Annotated in this window: 18 protein-coding genes and 1 riboswitch; of the genes, 15 read left to right on the top strand and 3 right to left on the bottom strand. The window is 45.5% G+C overall.

All coding sequences use genetic code 11. The annotated features are described in order from the left end of the window. Positions 1–60: 60 nt before the first annotated feature. Positions 61–204, bottom strand: a complete 144-nt coding sequence (locus BK120_RS35150; RefSeq protein WP_179089742.1) for a hypothetical protein — start codon at positions 202–204, stop codon at positions 61–63. 351 nt (positions 205–555) lie between these two features. On the opposite strand from BK120_RS35150, the gene ychF reads away from it, so the two are divergent. From ychF to prmC, 3 genes are all read left to right on the top strand, one after another. Continuing rightward, positions 556–1,656, top strand: a complete 1,101-nt coding sequence (ychF, locus tag BK120_RS04385) for a redox-regulated ATPase YchF (protein ID WP_076266277.1) — start codon at positions 556–558, stop codon at positions 1,654–1,656. Between the two features lie 239 nt (positions 1,657–1,895). After that, entirely contained in the window at positions 1,896–2,966 is a 1,071-nt protein-coding gene (prfA, locus tag BK120_RS04380) for a peptide chain release factor 1 (RefSeq protein ID WP_076266276.1), read from the top strand. Between the two features lie 242 nt (positions 2,967–3,208). Then, positions 3,209–4,159: a peptide chain release factor N(5)-glutamine methyltransferase gene (gene prmC / locus BK120_RS04375; protein ID WP_076266275.1), complete on the top strand. Its 951-nt coding sequence runs from the start codon at positions 3,209–3,211 to the stop codon at positions 4,157–4,159. Positions 4,160–4,948: 789 nt separating this feature from the next. On the opposite strand, the gene BK120_RS04365 is transcribed toward prmC, so the two are convergent. Both BK120_RS04365 and BK120_RS04360 read right to left on the bottom strand, forming a co-directional pair. Beyond that, complete coding sequence (locus tag BK120_RS04365; RefSeq protein WP_076266273.1) at positions 4,949–5,386, bottom strand: carboxymuconolactone decarboxylase family protein; 438 nt, start codon at positions 5,384–5,386, stop codon at positions 4,949–4,951. A 169-nt stretch (positions 5,387–5,555) separates the two neighbouring features. Then, positions 5,556–6,428 carry an RNA polymerase sigma-70 factor gene (locus BK120_RS04360; protein WP_076266272.1) on the bottom strand — a complete coding sequence of 291 codons (873 nt, stop codon included), beginning with the start codon at positions 6,426–6,428 and terminating at the stop codon, positions 5,556–5,558. Positions 6,429–6,612: 184 nt separating this feature from the next. On the opposite strand from BK120_RS04360, the gene spoIIR reads away from it, so the two are divergent. The 12 genes from spoIIR (at position 6,613) to BK120_RS04300 (ending at position 19,021) form a co-directional block, all read left to right on the top strand. Then, a complete protein-coding gene (gene spoIIR, locus BK120_RS04355; RefSeq protein WP_083681616.1) occupies positions 6,613–7,377 on the top strand; it encodes a stage II sporulation protein R in 765 nt (254 codons plus the stop codon). Positions 7,378–7,501: 124 nt separating this feature from the next. Further along, the gene (locus BK120_RS04350; RefSeq protein ID WP_076266271.1) at positions 7,502–8,563 is read left to right on the top strand and encodes an L-threonylcarbamoyladenylate synthase; all 1,062 of its coding nucleotides are present in this window, start codon (positions 7,502–7,504) and stop codon (positions 8,561–8,563) included. A gap of 123 nt (positions 8,564–8,686) precedes the next feature. Then, entirely contained in the window at positions 8,687–9,247 is a 561-nt protein-coding gene (locus BK120_RS04345) for a manganese efflux pump MntP (RefSeq protein WP_076266270.1), read from the top strand. Between the two features lie 142 nt (positions 9,248–9,389). Next, on the top strand, positions 9,390–9,968 hold the full coding sequence (locus BK120_RS04340; RefSeq protein ID WP_076266269.1) for a low molecular weight protein arginine phosphatase: 579 nt from the start codon (positions 9,390–9,392) through the stop codon (positions 9,966–9,968). Between the two features lie 83 nt (positions 9,969–10,051). Beyond that, positions 10,052–10,132: riboswitch (ZMP/ZTP riboswitch) on the top strand. Positions 10,133–10,230: 98 nt separating this feature from the next. Beyond that, positions 10,231–10,689, top strand: coding sequence for a ribose 5-phosphate isomerase B (gene rpiB, locus BK120_RS04335; protein WP_076266268.1), 459 nt, complete (start codon positions 10,231–10,233; stop codon positions 10,687–10,689). Between the two features lie 16 nt (positions 10,690–10,705). After that, a complete protein-coding gene (locus BK120_RS04330) occupies positions 10,706–11,311 on the top strand; it encodes a TIGR01440 family protein (protein ID WP_076266267.1) in 606 nt (201 codons plus the stop codon). A 98-nt stretch (positions 11,312–11,409) separates the two neighbouring features. Then, on the top strand, positions 11,410–12,657 hold the full coding sequence (locus BK120_RS04325) for a serine hydroxymethyltransferase (RefSeq protein ID WP_144376684.1): 1,248 nt from the start codon (positions 11,410–11,412) through the stop codon (positions 12,655–12,657). 720 nt (positions 12,658–13,377) lie between these two features. Next, the gene (locus BK120_RS04320; RefSeq protein ID WP_076266266.1) at positions 13,378–15,060 is read left to right on the top strand and encodes a peptide ABC transporter substrate-binding protein; all 1,683 of its coding nucleotides are present in this window, start codon (positions 13,378–13,380) and stop codon (positions 15,058–15,060) included. 134 nt (positions 15,061–15,194) lie between these two features. Then, positions 15,195–16,130, top strand: coding sequence for an ABC transporter permease (locus BK120_RS04315; RefSeq protein ID WP_076266265.1), 936 nt, complete (start codon positions 15,195–15,197; stop codon positions 16,128–16,130). Continuing rightward, entirely contained in the window at positions 16,127–17,050 is a 924-nt protein-coding gene (locus BK120_RS04310; RefSeq protein ID WP_076266264.1) for an ABC transporter permease, read from the top strand. Before BK120_RS04315 ends, BK120_RS04310 begins: the two co-directional genes overlap by 4 nt. A gap of 13 nt (positions 17,051–17,063) precedes the next feature. Then, on the top strand, positions 17,064–18,062 hold the full coding sequence (locus BK120_RS04305) for an ABC transporter ATP-binding protein (protein ID WP_076266263.1): 999 nt from the start codon (positions 17,064–17,066) through the stop codon (positions 18,060–18,062). After that, positions 18,059–19,021 (top strand): ABC transporter ATP-binding protein, encoded by a 963-nt coding sequence (locus BK120_RS04300; RefSeq protein WP_076266262.1) that lies wholly within the window; start codon positions 18,059–18,061, stop codon positions 19,019–19,021. Before BK120_RS04305 ends, BK120_RS04300 begins: the two co-directional genes overlap by 4 nt. Positions 19,022–19,098 lie beyond the last annotated feature (77 nt).

The raw sequence follows: 19,098 nt of genomic DNA, 5'->3' as shown, positions 1-19,098 counted from the left end.
AAGTGGATGATACGCTTGCAGATCCAGGTTTTTTATAGATAAGGGCTCGGAAGTTATCCTTTAATCTGTTTTCTTCTTTTTCGAGGTAAAATTTGTTACAGATTTTGTATCCTCAATGGTATCGTTTACGAATGCCATATCTTGATTTTTGGCTTTCATATTCGTCGTTCCTTTGTAATTGCCCTTATGAGTCTGATTTTCCATTAGCTTGCCTCCTCAAATTTTAGGTGCTTGCGTGCACAGCTTAAGCCAGTGCCAACATAGTATTTCCGCAGCGCGGCTTATCATTCTCAGCAGTAACTATCTTGCGGCGAGGCACAAATAAGATACCGTTTAGGGGTATAAAACGGGTTAAAAACAAACGACTGTTCAAATGCAGGGTTTTATAGGTTTTCACAACTTACAATGCTTTTATTGTTCAGAAAACCGTCTTCATTTGCCAAGGAAGCCATCAAATGCCGTTTAGGCTTAACGGATGGCACTTTCAAAGTAGGTGACGCTGGGGTATAATAGCTGGAGTTGTTTACTTTCGGGAAAATAGGGGTGTCTTATAGCATGGCATTGAAAGCAGGAATAGTAGGTTTGCCCAACGTCGGCAAATCAACATTGTTTAACGCAATTACGCAAGCAGGAGCAGAATCTGCCAATTATCCTTTTTGTACAATAGATCCTAACGTTGGTGTTGTTGAAGTACCGGATGAGCGTTTGGACAAGCTGGTTGAGCTCGTTGTTCCTAAGAGCATCGTGCCTACAGCGTTTGAGTTTGTCGATATTGCCGGCTTGGTTGCTGGTGCGAGCAAAGGCGAAGGATTGGGCAATAAGTTTTTGGCGCATATCCGCGAGGTAGACGCCATTGTTCATGTGGTTCGCTGCTTCCAAGATGACAACATTACGCATGTATCTGGCAAGGTAGATCCAATTAGCGATATTCAAACGATTAATTTGGAGCTTATTTTGGCGGATATTGATTCGGTTGATAAAAAGATTGAACGCTCCCGTAAAAACCTTAAGGGCGGAGACAAAAAAGTTGCTCAAGAAATCGAAGTGCTTGAACGCATCAAGGAAGCGTTGTACAACGATAAGCCTGCTCGCAGCCTAGAGCTGAGCGATGATGAGAAACTGCTTGTTCGTGATTTGCATTTGCTGACAATGAAGACGGTTTTGTATGCCGCTAACGTGAGCGAAGACGAGGTTTCAAATTCAGACGGCAATGAGTACGTACAAAAAGTACGCGAATTCGCAGCTGCTGAAGGTGCTGAAGTTGTGCCAATCAGCGCGAAGGTTGAAGCTGAGATTGCTGAGCTTGAAGGCGAAGACAAAGAAATGTTCCTTGAGGAGCTTGGCATGTCGGAGTCGGGCTTGAACCGTTTGATCAGTGCGGCTTACAAACTGCTTGGCCTATACACTTACTTCACAGCAGGTGTACAAGAGGTTCGCGCATGGACGATTCGCAGTGGAACAAAAGCGCCGCAGGCGGCTGGCGTTATTCATACCGATTTCGAACGTGGATTCATTCGTGCTGAGGTTGTTTCCTTTACAGATCTTGCAGCTGCGGGTTCGATGGTAGCGGCTCGTGAGAAGGGGCAAGTTCGTCTTGAGGGCAAAGAATATGTCGTTCGTGACGGCGATGTTATCCATTTCCGTTTTAACGTGTAAATATTAGGGGAATAATAGAGCCCTGTAAGTGCAGCTTTGCGCTTACAGGGTTTTGTTGCAATCAGTATTCATGCTGGATGCTCAGTAACCAATGGCGGTTGCCTGGCATATGAAGATTGAGGCGGTTCGTAAAAATGGGCATGATTAGCTGGCTGTAAATCGAAACCAGCAGTCGATAGAAACTCGATGATATGGTATAATGAACATTATCCTAATGGAATAAACAGAGGTGAATGATCGTGTTTGACCGTTTACAAGCACTCGCAGACCGGTATGAGAAGCTGAGTGAGCTATTGTGTGATCCAGATGTATCCAGTGATCCCAAGCGGCTTAGAGAGCTTTCCAAGGAGCAGTCGGATTTACAAGAGGCATATGATGCCTTTACGGAATATAAACAAGTTACCGAGCAGCTGGACGACGCTAAGCTGATGCAAGCTGAGAAACTCGATGACGAAATGCGTGAAATGGTTAAAATGGAAATCGACGAATTGAGCAAACGCCAAGCTGAGCTTGATGAGCAAATTCGTATCGTTCTATTGCCGAAGGACCCTAATGATGACAAGAACGTTATTGTCGAAATTCGCGGTGCGGCTGGCGGAGACGAAGCAGCATTGTTCGCATATGAGTTATATCGTATGTATACAAAGTTTGCTGATGCACAAGGCTGGCGTGTAGAGCTAATGGATTTCAGCGAGAACGACGTTGGCGGATTTAAAGAGGTAATCTTTATGATTACGGGCAAAGGCGCGTACAGCAAGATGAAATTCGAAAGCGGCGCTCATCGCGTACAACGGATTCCAGTAACGGAATCAGGCGGCCGTATTCATACATCAACATCTACGGTAGCTGTTATGCCTGAGGTTGAAGATGTGGAGATTGAAATTTTCGACAAGGATATCCGCGTGGATACGTTCTGCTCCAGTGGAGCGGGCGGCCAATCCGTTAATACGACGAAATCCGCGGTACGTGTATTGCACGTTCCAACCGGCATTATGGCGACTTGCCAAGATGGCAAATCACAGAATGAGAACAAAGCGAAGGCACTTGCCGTGCTTCGTGCACGTATCTCTGATGTTCGCCGTCAAGAAGAAGAAGCAAAGTATGCGGGCGAGCGTAAAAGCAAGGTTGGAACGGGAGATCGCAGCGAACGTATTCGCACATACAATTTCCCGCAAAGTCGTGTAACGGATCACCGTATCGGATTAACGCTTCATAAGCTGGATTCAGTGATGAACGGCGATTTGACAGAGGTTATTTCCTCCCTGACGATTGCAGAGCAAGCTGATCTTATGGAACGTGAAATGGCTTAACAAATTTGCGCTGGGTCGCTGGTTGCTTACAATAAGCAATCAGCGGTCTGGCGTTTTGTTCGGTTTGGGGAAGCAAAGGCAAGGCATGTGGTCGTTTGGAGCGCATAAATAGATCGGACATAGCAGTGAATTATTGTCGAATGTGCTGATAGCTGTTTGGCAGTAATGGCAATAGATTGGCTATAGTTGCTGCTGCATGAAGGAGAAGGAAGTTACTTTAAAGTGGGAAGGGCGATACAGGGATGAGCAAGCATTCGGAGGAGCAATGGTTTGTTGCGCCATTAACATTGCGGCAAGCTTGCATGCAAGCGACAGCGATTTTGCAATCGGAAGCGGTGGAAGAGCCGCGCAACAATGCAGAGCTTTTGCTCATGCATTTGCTGAATATGGATCGAGCGGCATTGCTGCGTGATGGCAGTGAGTTATTTCCTGTAGAGCGGTTAGGAGAATGGGAAAGCCTCATACGTCGTAAGGCTGCAGGGGAGCCTGTTCAATATATTATTGGTGAGCAATGGTTTTATGGGCGGCCATTTACAGTCTCGCCTGCCGTGCTCATTCCGCGTCCGGAAACAGAGCTGCTCGTCGAGGCTGTGCTTGAGGCAGCTGATCTTATTTGGCCCCCTGCGCTGATTGCAGGGGATATGCAGCCGCCGACGATTGTCGACGTCGGCACAGGCAGCGGCGCCATCGCCGTGACGCTAGCTTCGCAGCGTCACGCATGGCGCGTATGCGCGTCCGATCTATCGCCGGACGCGCTGGCAGTCGCCCGCACGAACGCGATCCGCCATGAGACGGCGGATCGGTTGACATTCGTGCAGGGCGACCTGCTCATGCCATTTGTACATGGGCATGAGCAGGGTGAACTGCAGCACGGCGAGCTTCGCATCGACGTGCTTGTATCCAATCCGCCGTATATACCGGCGGCGGATATGTTAGAGCTGCAGCGCGAAGTCCGCGACTATGAGCCGCATCTCGCGCTGGAAGGCGGGCCGGACGGGTTGATCCCGTACCGGCGCATGCTGGAGCAGCTTCCGCTGCTCGCGCAGATGCCTCGCATCGTCGCATTCGAGCTCGGCATGGGCCAGCCTCGCATCGTTGCAGACATGATGCGCGAAATGTCGCAATGGGACGACATTCGAATCATCAGTGACTACGCTGGAATCGAGCGCCATGTCATTGCAACGAGGAGTTAACTTCGCTTACAGCAAAAGAGGCTTCCCAAAAAGTAGATTTATCTACTTCGGGAAAGCCTCTATTTCATTTCAAGCAGCGGCCTGACTGGGCTCAGCAAAAAAAATCTATTTCCTAGATTTATTTTCGCTCGAACACATCATTTAGCGCGTTTTTGTATGCGATGCGCAAAAATAAGCCTACATTCTAGCTCTATTTTCGAGAAAAGGGTTCCTTTGACGGAAATAAGCCTGTTTTTAAGTCTTATTTTCACTGGAACGCACCATTTACCGCTTTTTTGTATGTGACGCGCAAAAATAAGCCTACATTCTAGCTCTATTTTCGAGAAAACGGCTCCTTTGACGGAAATAAGCCTACTTTTTAGCCTTATTTTCGCTTGAACGCACCATTTACCGCGTTTTTGTATGTGACGCGCAAACATAAGCCTACATTCTAGTTCTATTTTCGCGAAAAGGGTTACTTTGACGAAAATAGGACTACTTTTTAGCCTTATTTTCGCTCGAACACATCATTTAGCGCGTTTTTGTATACGATGCGCAAAAATAAGCCTACATTCTAGCTCTATTTTCGAGAAAACGGCTCCTTTGACGAAAATAAGCCTACTTTTTAGTCTTATTTTCGCTCGAACACATCATTTAGCGCGTTTTTGTATACGATGCGCAAACATAAGCCTACATTCTAGTTCTATTTTCGCGAAAAAAGTTCCTTTGACGAAAATAAGCCTACTTTTTAGTCTTATTTCCGCTCGAACGCATCTTTTAGCGCTTTTTTCCGATTTTAGCCGCTCACACTTATTCCGGCATCATACCGGTGCTTATCGCAAGACGGTTCCACCCGTTGATCGTAATAATAGCCATAATAATCTCGCCGACTTGTTTGCTCTCGAAATACCGGGCAACTTCTTCATATACCGCATCGGGCACATGTTCCTTCGTAATGACTGTGACAGCCTCCGTCAAAGCGAGTACCGCTCGCTCCTCCTTCGTAAAGTAAGGCGTATCGCGCCAAGCGCTCAATGCATAAATACGCTGCTCGGTCTCGCCCAAGTTTCTAGCGTCTTTCGTGTGCATATTAATGCAGAAAGCACAGCCATTTATTTGCGATGCGCGAATTTTAATCAATTCTAGCAGCTGCTTGTCGATGCTCGTAGTGCCTAGGTATTTTTCCAATCCGCTCATTGCCTGATATGCAGCAGGTATTTCTTTAGCTATTTGGACTCTTTCTGTCATGTTCCTCATTCTCCTCTATGTTCTAATTATTTGCTTTCATCCTCTAAGACAAAACACAGTTAAAGGTTGTGACAGAAGGTTAAAAAAATTTTTATTTATTCGTTCTTGTTTAGTCGTCCTGTGTTTAGTCGTCCTGTTCACTATTGGCGGTTCGTAAATTTTCAGTTTGTCATTCGATCAGAACATGCTTCAGCTTATCAGGGTTCAACATGACATAAATCCGCTCAACCTTCTGCCCTTCCTCATCGAGCCGAAAGCTGATAACACTTCTTGGCATACCGGCTTGCTTAACGATGACGCCAGCTTGTCCGTTCACCTCAGCGAATTGATGGCCATCTCCCAAGAAGGTCTTCGGAATAACACCCTTCAAAAAGGCAATGACTCTTTCTCTGCTAATGATGGCGAAAATAGCTGCACGTACCTTGCCGCCTCCATCGGAGACAAGAATCGCTTCTTCGGACAAAAGAGAAATCAATTTCTCGAAATTTCCGGAGGAAGCTGCTTCCATGAAGGCAACAGCGAGGGTTTCGGCTTTATCCGTGTTTAATGGTAGCATCGATCTATCTTCCTGAAGCTTCTCTTTGGCTCGGCTGTATATTTTACGACAGTTTGCTGTTGTTTTATGTAAGCAGGAAGCAATATCCTCATAATCGTATTGAAGTGATTCTCTTAAAATAAACACTGCCCGTTCAACGGCTGTAAGCTGCTCAAGCATGACAAGCAGCGCGTAGGAAATCTCTTCATGCTCCGCATAAATTTCAGCAGGGTCTTGTTTTACGGTGCTGACGTCTGGTTCGGGCAGCCACTGTCCAACATATACTTCTTTTCTTTTGCGCGCGGATTGGCTGAGATTGATTGAGCGGTTAGTGAGCATCCGAACGAGATAGGCCTTCTCATTTTTAATTTCACTAGGGTCCAAAAGGCTGTAGTCTGCAAACACATCCTGGACCAAATCCTCGGCCTCGCTGAATGTGCCAAGCATCCGATAAGCAATGGAATGGAGCAGCGGTCGATACGCTGCATAAGTTTTTTGGAAATCCATTCTTCATCCATCCTTCTCATTTATTGAAAATATTATAACTTGCTAGAAGAGTGTCTGCGATAAGATAAAAAATAGATAGATTGATAGGTTTATATATTAAGCATAGCGGACATAATGACGGATAGATACGTTCCGGAACGCAAGCAGACGCACTGACGGGTGCGACGAGAGGAGCTTGTGTTATATGTCCAGCCATTATTCTATTCATTCCTATTCCAATATTTCTAAATCCGCTCAATCTCATTCGGGTAAGGCTAATAAATTTGTTTATCGCAAATCATATGGTTTTATTATTTTTGCACTTATCATTTTAATTATGAGCTGGGAAGCTCAGCAAATGGATGCTGCAGTTGCAGGCGGAGAAATTCCGCAGGAAGCCATTCGCCTTCGTATTTTAGCCAATTCCGATAATCCTGCTGATCAAGTCGTGAAACGTCTTGTCCGGGATGAAATCGTTAAAGCGATGAATAGCTGGGTGACGGGACCTCAGACGATTGAGGAAGCACGTCAGACGATTCTCGCCAATATGCCTGAAATTGAACGCATAACAGCGGAAGTGCTAAAGAGCCGCGGCTTTGAATATGGCTCATCCGCAGAGCTTGGAATGGTACCTTTCCCAACAAAAATGTACGGGAATCAAGTTTACCCCGCTGGCGACTATGAAGCCCTTCGTATTACACTTGGCGAAGGCGGCGGACAAAATTGGTGGTGCGTATTGTTCCCGCCGTTATGTTTTATCGACGCAGTAAGCGGTGAAGCATCAGCAGCAGCTGGAACAGAGACAGAGCAAGCGTCAGTAGTGAAATCGGATACTGCAGCGACTAAGACAGCTTCCTTAGCAGCAGCTCCAGCAGATACTCCTTCCCAAGGCGAAGCGCCGGAAGCAAAATTTTTTATTTGGGAAATGATCGAGTCTTTTATCAATTGGATTAAATCACTGTTTTCATAATAAACGACAGTTGCACCTTTGAATGTAAAGGTACAGCTGTCGTTTCTGCTTGTTTGCGGGTGCTTATGCTATAATAACGAATGAATGAACAATTTCAATTAAGAGCAAGGATTGAAGGATAGAGATGACTAAAACAAATGTATGGCGCGTAAAGAAGGCTCATGATTCTCAGCTGCGGGAACAATTATCGGAAGCTGCCAGCCAATTAAGAGAAGGCGGAATTATTGCATTCCCTACAGAGACGGTTTATGGGCTTGGCGCGGATGCTCGCAGCTCAGCGGCTGTTGAACGGATATTCACCGCAAAGGGACGTCCATCGGACAACCCTCTCATTGTGCATATTGCGGGTCGCAAGCAGTTAGATGAGCTGGTACTGCCGTATTCTGAGCTGGCTTCATCGTTGATGGAACAGTTTTGGCCAGGACCACTTACCATTGTGCTGCCCGTTCGTGAGGATGCGTTATCGCCGCTCGTAACGGCAGGACTGTCTACCGTTGGTATTCGAATACCGGATCATAGAACAGCGCTTGCGCTGATTGAGATCGCAGATTGTCCAATTGCTGCACCAAGCGCCAATCGTTCTGGAAGGCCAAGCCCAACACTTGCTGAGCATGTGCTGGAGGATTTGGATGGGCGGATCGATGGTCTTGTTGATGACGGCGCAACAGGCGTTGGCCTGGAATCTACTGTAATTGAGATTGCTGGCGAGCATGGCATTCGAATTTTACGGCCAGGCGGCATTACGCGCGAAGCGCTTCAAGAAGCGGCACCCCATGCGTTGATTGATAGTGCCTCGATAGAAGAACCGGAGTCGGCTCCGCGATCACCAGGCATGAAATATACTCATTATGCGCCACAAGGGGAGCTTGAGCTTGTGCAAGGCCATTTTGAAGCTGTCGCAGCGTATATTGGAGATCAAGTAGAAGCTGCAAAGAAGCGCGGCGAGGTAACTGGCGTACTTGCTTTCGAAGAGAGATTGAATCGCTATGATGCAGATTATGTTTTCTCATTAGGCAGCGAGGTGGAGCTTGGCACAGCAGCGCACCAGCTTTATGCGGCATTGCGAGATTTTGACGGGGCGGGCGCTCAGCGTATTTGGGCAGAGGGCTGTACGGAGCATGGGATCGGCGCAGCGCTTATGAATCGGTTGGCCAAAGCGGCTGGAAACCAAATTATTCGTGTATAGAAATTGTTCTAAGGGGAACGATCATTTTTGAAACAAAATTAGCTTGAAACCGCACTAGTATGTTTGTCCTCATGTCCGCATATGTTTGGTAAAGACTACAAGCGGACATGGGGGAGATAGGCTGTGATTGAAGCACAATTACAAGCTGGACAGTTTTTGACGCTGCTTATTATTGCGGTGGCACTCAGTCTAGACGCATTTTCTCTTGGGCTCGGCATTGGGCTCAAAGGCATAAGGCTGCGAGATATTTTGAAGCTGGGCATTGTAACTGCGTTGTTTCATATGATCATGCCGCTGGCAGGTATTTTTACAGGTCAATACGTGGGCTCCTTGCTTGGAGATGTAGCCACGACTGCGGCAGGCATTTTGCTAGTGCTGCTCGGCGGACATATGATTTATAGCTCGCTGCGCGGCGAGGCGGTTCAATCTTTTGACCATAAATCTTTTTGGGGCTTGCTCGTGCTTTCGCTTAGCGTCAGTATCGACTCGTTCTCAGTAGGCATTACGCTTGGGATGTTCGCTGCAAACATGTTGATGACGGTTTTACTTATCGGTCTGCTCGGCGGGCTGATGTCGATATGTGGTTTAATGCTGGGGCGTAAAGTCAGCGGTCAGCTTGGCGAATATGGCGAGGCTATAGGCGGAGGAATTTTGTTCGTGTTCGGCATCTTGTTTATCTTTTAGAATATAAGTAAGAAAGCAGAACAAAATTTTAGTCTTATTTCAAATTTCAAGTCAAAGCTGCTTTAACATCTAAGGAACGCTGCAGGTGTTTTCGCTTAATCGTTGAACAGCTTGGAATAATGTGCAAAAAGGAGTTGGCAGTGTGAAACGTATTTTATTTGTATGTACAGGCAATACATGCCGCTCACCGATGGCAGAGGCTATGCTTCGCCGAATGGCTGCTCTAAGAGGGATCACTGTAGCTGTTCGCTCCGCAGGCATATCTACAATTGACGGACTGCCCGTGTCAGCTCATGCGGTGGAGACGCTTAGGCAGCGGGACATCGAGCACAAGAGCACGTCGCTGGCGCTGACGAGCGAGGCGGTTGGTTGGGCTGATATTATTTTGACAATGACGGTCAATCATAAGCGTGGTTTGCTGCAATGGCATCCCGAAGCGGTCGACAAAATCTATACGTTAAAGGAATATGCCAATCAAGACGCTCAAGTGCTCGCGGATATTGAGGAGCTGGAGCAGCTTTATACAGAGCTTCATATGAAGCAGGCGCTTGGCCAACAGCTGACGACTGGCGAGAGAAGACGATTGCTTGAGCTGGAGCGTCGTATACCGAGCTTTGACATCGTTGATCCTTTCGGAGGCTCGCTTGCTATATACAGCAGCAGTGCTAACGAAATAGAGGACGCGCTCGTCAAGCTGTTGGACAAGCTTGCCAAAAGATAAGCATTTAGGGTTGCGGAAGTCATTTTTGCTCCCATTCGATTGATTTTTGCAGCTGTATAAGATATAATAAAATGACAATATACGGTTTCCGATGTAACTGGCGACGGAAGTGGGTAACCACGGTGGAGCATCGGAATATACGGCCGGTCGCCTGGGCAAAGAGCAGCATGCTAATAAGCATGTCTTGCTCTTTTTTCGTCTTTTTGGGCAAAAATAGGTATACTAGCACTGTGATGTTTCATTTCTAAGGAGGTCTTTTGCGTTGAAAATTGCTATTGGTGCTGACCATGCAGGTTATCGTTTGAAGGATGAAGTTGTACCGTTTCTTCAATCGCTTGGTCATGAAATTGAAGATCTTGGTTGCAACTGTGACCAATCCGTCGATTATCCGGACTATGCATTGCCCGTATGCGACCTTGTTACGAGCGGCAAAGCAGAGCGCGGTATACTCATTTGTGGAACAGGTATCGGTATGTCGATTGCGGCTAATAAAGTACGCGGCATCCGCTGTGCGCTTGTGAATGATATGTTCTCAGCCAAAGCAACTCGGGAGCATAATGATACTAATGTTTTGGCGCTTGGGGAACGAGTAATCGGTCCTGGAGTGGCACTCGAAATTATTCGCATATGGCTTGAAACGCCGTTCTCAAATGGAGAACGTCATGTCGGTCGTGTTAGTAAAGTGAAACAAATTGAAGAACAGTACAGCAGCCAGTCCTAACTAGGGGGCATTCGCAATGAACGTAGACGAAAACGTACAGCTAGGAAGCATTGCAGAACAGGTTGAGCAAATTGTTCGGGAACTGGCAGCGGCAGGCAGGCTTGGTATGAGTCAGCTGCTAGTAATCGGTGTAAGTACTAGTGAGGTGCTTGGTCATCGCATTGGCACTTCGGGAACCATTGAAACGGCTGCACAAATTTACGCAGGCGTTGAAGCGGTTCGCAGCGAAGTTGGCTTTATTCCCGTTTATCAATGCTGTGAGCATCTAAATCGAGCGCTTGTCATTGATCAAGCTTCCGCAGAACGATTGGGGCTTGATATTGTAGGTGCAGTGCCAGTGCCTAAAGCGGGCGGATCCATGGCAGCCTATGCCTATCGTCAGCTGAAGGAGCCTTGTTTGGTGGAAACGGTGCAGGCGCATGCGGGCATCGATATTGGTGATACGTTTATCGGTATGCATTTGAAGCGGGTGGCTGTTCCCGTTCGTCCGACGATTCGTGAAATTGGCGGAGCGCATGTCACGATGGCTATCACAAGGCCAAAGTTAATAGGCGGCTCCCGAGCGGTATACGAGCTCAGCGAGAATATAACGCCGGAGCAATCTGCTGGAACTTGCGAATAGTTGATTTATAGCCATAATTTTTTGATTTTCAGCGTCTAAAGGACACCGAAGACGTTTTTGCTTGATAAAGGGCATCTAATTTGAGGAGGAATTTAATCATGGAAAATTTGCGCAAACAAGACCCAGAGGTATTGAAAGCTCTAGGACTAGAACTTACTCGTCAACGTGACAATATCGAGCTTATCGCATCCGAGAACATCGTTAGCGAAGCGGTATTGGAAGCTATGGGAAGCGTTTTGACGAACAAATATGCAGAAGGTTACCCAAGCAAACGTTTCTATGGCGGTTGTGAGCATGTTGACATCGTTGAGGATATTGCCCGCAACCGTGCGAAAGAGCTTTTTGGCGCTGAGCATGCGAACGTGCAACCACACTCCGGCGCACAAGCGAACATGGCTGTTTACCTTGCAGCTTTGCAGCCTGGCGACACTGTGCTTGGTATGAATCTAGCACATGGCGGACATTTGACACACGGCAGCCCTGTTAATGCATCTGGATTGCTTTATAACTTTGTTGCATATGGCGTACAAGAAGATTCCTTCACTATTGATTATGAAGAAGTTCGCAAGCTTGCTTTCAAGCACCGTCCTCGTTTGATCGTTGCTGGCGCTAGTGCATATCCGCGCACAATCGATTTCGAGAAGCTTGGCAAAATTGCTAATGATGTAGGCGCATTGTTTATGGTTGATATGGCTCACATCGCTGGTTTGGTTGCTGCAGGCCTTCACCCGAGCCCAGTGCCTCATGCACATTTTGTAACAACTACAACGCACAAAACCCTTCGCGGACCTCGCGGCGGTATGATCCTTTGTCGTCAACCTTGGGCTGCTGCGATTGATAAAGCGGTTTTCCCAGGCTCGCAAGGCGGTCCTTTGATGCATATTATCGCTGCAAAAGCAGTAGCTTTCGGCGAGGCGCTTCAACCTGAATTCAAGCAATACGCAACACAAGTTGTTAAGAACGCTAAAGTTCTTTCGGAAGAGCTTGTTGCAAAAGGTTTTAATATCGTATCTGGCGGAACAGACAATCACTTGATGCTGCTCGACACGCGCAACCTGAACATTACAGGCAAAGTAGCAGAACATGTGCTTGATGAAGTAGGCATTACGGTTAACAAAAATGCCATTCCGTTTGATCCAACAAGCCCGTTTGTAACATCGGGTATTCGTATTGGTACACCTGCAGCGACAGCTCGCGGCATGGAAGAGAACGCAATGAAGGTTATTGCTGAGGTTATTGCACTTGTGCTTAACAACCCTCAAGATCAAGAGGTGCTCTCCAAAGCGCGCGGCATGGTTCGTGATCTTACAGCACAATTCCCGCTTTACCCTGGCATGACTTACTAATCTTAAATATATTATTAATTAAAAAAAGACCTATTTGTGCATATGCATGAATAGGTCTTTTTTTGATTATATGCCGTGCATAAATAATTTATCTAAAAAAAATAATACAGTTAGAAGCTACGTGGAATAAATGAGCAAACGTCAATATTGAAATGAAAAAACGTTCATTTTGCACAACCGGAAAATAATAATTAAATATAATGGTCGTTATTATTTATGTTATAGTATAAATACGAGAAAACACGTTATATATTTGTGGAATATATATGTATTTTAAAACAATATGGAAATATAAAGGATTTTCAATTTAATCTGTATTTTTAAGTATTAGTGCTATTTTTGTAAATAAATGACTGTAAAAATATTAAAGTGAAATATTATTAAAATAATTAACTGAATAAACGCTGTACAGCATTAACGCAACAGAATAATTAATTGAATAAACGCGTTAATGTGTTAAAGAACAGTGTATAAAAGTAATTATAAACAAAAATTTACAGCTTACATATTCTTGATAAATAATTAACATGGTTGTATAGTGAAATTTATTATTATATTTAAACTCATTGTTTAAATGGGGAAAATGTTTAGCATTGCTCAAGAGGATACGTATATTTGCATTGGACAAGCTAGAAGAAGATGCAAACGTTTGTGTACAAAGCGAGTAAGTTGGACGGTTTTGCCATGTTGAACTGAGCAGAAAAAAACGGGAGGATTACAATGAGAACAAGAAAGTCTGCTTTATCATTTATTGCTGCTTTACTCATTCTTGCTATTGTCGCTGTTGGTTGTACGCCTAAAGAAGAAACAGGCAACAACGGTGCTACGAACGGCGCAACAAACGGCGCTACAAATGGAGGAGCATCCGAAGCGAAAGTTTTCAGAATGAACATTCACTCTGAGCCTTCGACACTTGACCCGGCACTTATGGAAGACAACGTATCAGGTACACTTGCAACTGGTATCTACGAGGGTCTAACTCGTAAAAACGAGAATGGTGAATCCATTCCTGCAACAGCTGAAAGCTGGGTAAAATCAGAAGACGGCAAAACCTACACATTTAAAATCCGCAAAGACGCAAAATGGAGTAACGGCGACCCTGTTACTGCAAATGACTACGAATTCTCTTGGAAGCGCGCGCTTGATCCAGCTGTAGGTTCAACTTACGCGTACCAATTCTACTACATCGTTGGCGCACAAGATTATAACGAAGGCAAAACGACAAACACAGACGCTGTGGGTATCAAAGCTCTTGATGCTCAAACGCTTGAAGTTAAACTCGTTTCACCTACACCATACTTCTTGAGCCTTACATCATTCTATGTTTACAACCCTGTTCATCCTTCTGTGAAGGACAACGAGGCTTGGGCTGCTGATGCTAAAACAATCATCGGTAACGGTCCTTTCAAAATGAGCGAATGGCAGCACAATACTTCCATTAAGCTTGTTCCTAACGAAAACTACTACGATAAAGCACAAGTGAAATTTGCAGGCGTTGACTTCACAATGATCGCTGAATCTGCAACTGAACTTGCTAACTACGAAACGGGCAAACTTGATTACACTGGTAAACCAACTGGTGAAATCCCAGCTGAGCAAATTCCGGTTCTAAAAGAATCTAAAAAAGACGAGATCGTTACTAAAGGTATCGCAAGCTCGTACTACTACCAATTCAACACAGAAGAAGTTCCTTTCAACAACGTAAAAGTACGTAAAGCACTTGCAATGGCGATTGATCGTCAAGCAATCGTTGAGAGCGTAACAATGGCTGGCGAAGTTCCTTCGTTTGGTTTTGTACCACCAGGCATCATCGGTTTGAAAGAAGATTACCGTAACGAAGTAAAAGATGATTTCTTTACTGAAAATGTTGACGAAGCAAAAACATTGCTTGCTGAAGGTCTAGCTGAGCTTAAGCTTGCTAAGTTCCCTAAAGTAACATTGACGTTCAACACAAGCGACGGCCACAAGAAAATTGCTGAAGCAATCGTTGAAATGTGGCGTCAAAACCTTGGTATCGAAGTTGGTATCGAGAACCAAGAGTTTGCTGTTCTATTGAAAAACCGTACTGCAATGAACTATCAAATCGCTCGCGCAGGTTGGGGAGCTGACTACAACGATCCAATGACTTACTTGGATATGTTCGTAACTGGCGGCGGTCAAAATAATACAGGTTTTGCTTCACCTGAATACGACGCTTTGATCAAAAAAGCGAATGCAAGCGGAGATCAAGCTGAACGTATTGCGGCTATGACTGAGGCGGAAAAAATTCTTATGGAATACATGCCGATCATGCCAATTTACTACTACAGCAACGTTTACATGCTTAAACCTGGATTCAAGAACATCTTCTTGGACTACAAAGGGGACATCGACTACACAAGAGGTTTCTACGAAGCGAAATAGTCGTCCTTCCAGCACCTGAAGCTAGGGATATATGCGGGGTGTCCGCATATATCCCTTTCTTGTTGACAGATTCAGGCTTTATCACTTTTTAGCATTACTTCTTGTTTATATTCTGTAAGGAGGTGTCCATTGCGTTGATAAAATATGTATCCAAGAAGTTTCTGTCCATGTTTGTCTCGTTGTTTGTTCTTGCGTCCGCTACGTTCTTTCTTATGAAAATTATCCCGGGCGATCCCTTCATTAGGGAGAAGGCTATTCCTGAGAAAATAAGGGAGCACCTCTTGCAAATGTACGGCCTTGATCAGCCGGTATGGAAACAATATTTGATGTATTTGAACAATTTGCTTCATGGCGACTTAGGGATGTCAATGAAGCAGCAATATATGTCCGTTACTCGCATTATTAAAGAAAGCTTTATTTACTCTGCGCAAATCGGCCTTTTTGCCGTTATTGTGTCGCTAGCGTTAGGTTTGATTCTGGGCATCGTTGCAGCTCTTAATCATCGTAAATTTTTGGATAGCTTCACGATTGTTATTGCAGTGCTTGGGGTATCGATTCCTAACTTTTTGGCAGCATCAATTTTACAGTTCGTCCTAGGCAGCAAGCTGCGTTGGCTGAATGTATCGGGACTTAACGATCCTACAGATTTTATTATGCCTGTTCTTGCGCTTTCGTTTCTTCCAGCTGCATTTATCGCGCGTCTGACGCGCTCAACGATGCTAGAAGTATTATCCGCTGATTACATTAAGACCGCTCGTGCTAAAGGTCTCAGCGGCCGCATTATTTTGGTTCGTCATGCTCTACGCAATGCTATTTTGCCAGTAGTAACTTATATCGGACCGATGACCGCTAACATTATTACCGGTTCTGTCGTTGTCGAACAAATTTTTGGTATAGGTGGAATTGGGAAATATTTTGTACAAAGTATTACTAACCGCGACTATACGCTCATAATGGGGCTTACTTTATTTTATGGAATTATCCTGATGGTTGCGCGTTTCTTGACTGACGTTGCTTATGGCTTTGTCGATCCGCGTATCAAGCTAACAAGAGGAGGCGGAAAAGGATGAAGGATAAGACCTTTACGCCGGATCAATTCGCGAAGCTGAACAAAGATGAGAAGCACACGGAAGTAGTTGTTCGTGAGAGCATCTCGGCATGGAAAGATGCTTGGCTGCGTCTGCGTTCCAACAAAATAGCGATGTTCAGCTTAATTGTGCTGCTTATCGTCTCCCTTATGGCGATTTTTGGCCCGATCATATCAGAGCAGGATTTTCAAACGAATCACTTGAAGGAAAAGAACCTGAATCCTAACGGTACCTATTGGTTTGGTACAGACGATCTTGGGCGGGATCTCTTCACCCGTACTTGGATGGGGGCAGGGATATCTCTGCAGGTTGGTATATATGCTGCACTCGCAGACTTGGTTCTTGGTGTAATTATCGGTGGAATTATGGGTTACTTCGGCGGTCGTGTCGATGAGATATTGAACCGTTTCTGTGAAGTTCTATACTCCATTCCAAGCATGCTTATTATCATTCTTTTGATTGTCATATTAGAGCCGAGCATGTTCACGATCGTGCTTGCGCTTAGTATAACCGGTTGGATCAGTATGGCTTGGATTGTGCGCGGCCAGATCATGCAGCTCAAAAATCAAGAATACGTTATGGCTGCTCAAGCGCTTGGCGCAAGCACTCCACGTATTCTATTCAGACATCTTATTCCTAACGCAATGGGTCCGATTATCGTAACGTTGACGCTTACTGTTCCAAGTGCGATCTTCGCAGAGGCATTCCTCAGCTTCTTGGGACTAGGTGTTCAATCCCCGGCTGCGTCTTTGGGTACGATGATAAATGATGCAATTAAAGCATGGACACTGTATCCTTGGAGAATGATTTTCCCAGCAGCAGTTATAAGCGTTACGATGCTTTGCTTTAATATTTTTGGCGATGGTCTGAGAGATGCGCTTGATCCGAAAATGAAGAAGTAGGAGGTGGTCAATGATGGAGAAATTACTTGAAGTAAAAGACCTTCGTGTTAATTTCAAAGTTCGAGGCGGTATCGTTAAAGCGGTTCGCGGTGTGAATTTTCACGTCAACAAAGGCGAGGCAGTAGCCATCGTTGGGGAGTCCGGTTGCGGCAAAAGTGTAACTGCACAATCGCTCATGCGTTTGATTCCATCGCCTCCGGCCGATACTAAAGGATCGATTATGTTTAAAGGCCAAGAAATTTTGAAAATGTCCAATAATCAAATGGAGGACATTCGTGGTAAAGAGATGGGGATGATCTTTCAGGATCCAATGACCTCTCTTAACCCTACGCTAACGATTGGCCGTCAAATTACAGAGGGACTAATTAAGCATCAAGGAATAAGCGGTGCAAAAGCGACTGCGCGCGCGGTTGAGATGCTTGATCTTGTAGGTATTCCGAACCCTGCTTCGCGAGTTAATCAGTATCCGCATCAGTTCTCTGGAGGCATGCGTCAACGGGCAATGATTGCTATCGCGCTTGCATGCAACCCATCGCTTCTTATTGCGGATGAGCCAACAACGGCACTAGACGTTACAATTCAAGCGCAAATTATGCGAGTCATGAAGGACTTGCAGCAAAAGCTTGGCACTTCTATTATTCTTATTACGCATGATTTAGGCGTTGTAGCAGATATGTGTGACCGCGTTATCGTTATGTATGCAGGCAAGGTTGTGGAAACCGGTACGAAATGGGAGATTTTCAAAAACCCTAAGCATCCTTATACAAGAGGTTTGCTGCGCTCCCTTCCTCGTCTTGACCAGAAGAAGGAAGAGCCGTTGGTACCGATTTACGGTATGCCGCCGGATTTGATCAAGCCGCCGACGGGCTGCAGCTTCTGTGCTCGATGTGATGAAGCCATGCGGGTTTGCGTTGACAATGATCCCGAATTGCTCCCAGTGGATGGCAATGAGAATCATGAGTCGGCATGCTGGCTAGCACATCCTTATGCAAATCGGGAGGTGTCAGTATGAGTGCGCCATTAATTGAAATTAATAATTTGCGTAAATCGTTTAATTTAGGCGGAGGAGCGACGCTCCACGCTGTTAATGATATATCTTTCTCCATCAAAAAAGGAGAAACGGTCGGCGTAGTTGGTGAGTCCGGCTGCGGAAAATCAACAGCTGGTCGTACTATTATGCGGCTGTATGAACCAACTAGCGGCGGTGTTAACTTCGACGGGCAAGATATTTATAAGTTGAAGGGCCCTAAGCTAAAAGAGCTTCGCCGTGATATGCAAATGATATTCCAAGATCCTTACGCATCATTAAACCCGCGTATGACGGTTATGGACATCATCGGAGAAGCGCTTGATATTCACAAGCTTGTTGCAAGCAAGAAAGAGCGCAAGCACAGAGTTGAGAACCTGCTGGATGTCGTCGGTCTTAATCCAGACCACGCTACAAGGTATCCGCATGAATTCTCTGGCGGTCAAAGACAGCGTATTGGTATTGCACGCGCGCTTGCCGTTGATCCGCGCTTCATCATTGCAGATGAGCCGATCTCAGCGCTCGACGTATCTATCCAAGCGCAGGTTGTTAACTTGATGATGGATCTGCAGCGCAAGATGGGTTTAACTTACTTGTTTATCGCGCATGATTTGTCCATGGTTAAGCATATAAGCGATCGTGTAGCGGTTATGTATCTTGGTAAAATCGTTGAGCTTGCAGAGAGCAGCGAGCTGTATGCGAGCCCTGCTCACCCTTATACTAGGGCTCTGCTTTCGGCTATTCCGATTCCAGACCCGGAAATTGAAGCGACTCGTGAGCGTATTGTATTGACTGGCGATTTGCCTAGCCCAATCAATCCGCCTACAGGCTGCCAGTTCCATACGCGTTGTCCGATTGCGACAAACAAATGCAAGGTGGATGAGCCAGCTCTGCTTGAAGTGAGAAAAGGGCATTTTGCTGCTTGTCACTACGCGTCAGTTTAATCATTATCAATTATCTAGCATAAAGCTAGTTGTGAATAAGTTTTTGAAAAAAGATGGAGCAAGGATGATTCCTGCTT

The sequence above is a fragment of the Paenibacillus sp. FSL A5-0031 genome, assembly GCF_001956295.1.
GTDB lineage: Bacteria > Bacillota > Bacilli > Paenibacillales > Paenibacillaceae > Pristimantibacillus.
Note: the sequence above shows the minus strand (reverse complement) of the source record. Positions and strands in the feature narration are given on the sequence as shown.